The 1,461-nt window shown below is 61.5% G+C and carries 2 protein-coding genes; one reads left to right on the forward strand and one right to left on the reverse strand.

The window, feature by feature from the left end:
* A partial coding sequence (locus A2I95_RS37480) for a PLP-dependent aminotransferase family protein (RefSeq protein WP_291737526.1) occupies positions 1 to 846 on the reverse strand: 846 nt, incomplete at its 3' end.
* A gap of 106 nt (positions 847 to 952) precedes the next feature.
* On the opposite strand from A2I95_RS37480, the gene A2I95_RS37485 reads away from it, so the two are divergent.
* Positions 953 to 1,461 (forward strand): hypothetical protein (locus tag A2I95_RS37485; RefSeq protein ID WP_291737527.1); only part of this gene is annotated, 509 nt, incomplete at its 3' end.

The raw sequence follows: 1,461 nt of genomic DNA on the forward strand, positions 1-1,461 counted from the left end.
CTCTTTGCGCCGTTCCATCGGCATGGTGAAGGTGGTCGGGCTTTGGTGGCTAGGGGTGCAAAAGATCACATCGGTGTCTTGCGAAATCTGCTCTGGCGGCAGCCCGCCGTCATCGACCGGAATGCAGTCCACCTGGCAGCGGGTCTGCACCACCTGGTCGCGCAGAGTGTAATAGGCCGGATCCTCCACCGCAGCCCGCCGCCCTCGGTTCAACAGCAGTTGCGAGGTGATCCACAGCGCATTCTGGGCGCCCAGGGTGATCAAAACTTCTTCAGGCCGGGCGGTGATCCCGCGCCGCGGCAGCGTGTGGCGGGCGATGTATTCGATCAGCAGCGGATCGTCCTGATCGAAGTAATCATTTGCCAGGGCGGCAAAATCCTTCTGCCCCAATGCCCGCAGCGCGCACAGCCGCCAGTTGGCATGGTCAAACAGCGAAGCATCGGCCTGACCGTAGATGAAGGGATAGCGGTACTCGCGCCAGTCCTGTGGTTTGCGCGGGGTGTCGCCGCCGGTAAAGCTGCGCGCCAGCACCTTGCCCCAATCCATTGCATCGCCGGACTTCTGCTGCGGCGTATAGGAGGGCGGCACCGGCGCATTGTCTGAAACGAAGTATCCCGAGCGCCCGCGCGAGGTGAGATAGTCATTGGCCAAGAGCTCGGTATAGGCCAGCGTCACGGTGATCCGGCTGATCCCCAGATGCGCCGCCAGCTTGCGCGAGGACGGCAGCTTTTCCCCGACCCGGAACCGGCCGGACAAAATGCCCTCGGCAATCATTTCCTGGATCTGCGCCTGCAGCGTGCCCTGAGCGTCCGGGTTGAGGAAGAAGGTATCGACGGAAATGGCCATGCGCGCCACCTTAGGGTGGACTTAAATAGGGTGCAATCTGGACTTAGGGCCAGTTTGGAGAAAACTGCGGCTTGCACTGGTCTGGCCGGGGAGCCAGTTTGCTGCCATGTTTAAAGTATTCGGCCATCTGGCACTTTTTGTTCTTTTGACTCTTTTCACGCAGCTTGGCGGAGCCGCCTGGCTGGCCGCGCTGTGTTTCCGGCGTCGGCTGACGGCCTTTCTGTTTCTGTATCTTGGCGTCAGTCTCGCCGCTGTCTGGGCCGCACCGCAATTTGGCAGGACGGCGCTGAGCTGCTGGGACCGAGGGCCGCTGCAGATGCAATCCTGGGTCTACTGCGCCTTGAACCGGAACTACGTGACGCCGGAACTGGCAGAGCTGCTGCAGGACACTGCCGCGGCTATGGACCAGGCATTTCCCGGCACGGTGACACAAGTACTGGACGCGAATTTCCCCGTGCTGGCCGGATTCCCGCTGTTGCCGCATCTGTCCCATGACGATGGCAGAAAGGCCGACCTTGCGTTCTTTTATTCGGATGCCGAGGGATATGCGCCTGGGGCAACCCGGTCGCCTCTGGGCTATTTTGCATTTGAGCAGGGGCCAACGGACTGTCCCGG

Source organism: Leisingera sp. F5, assembly GCF_001593695.1.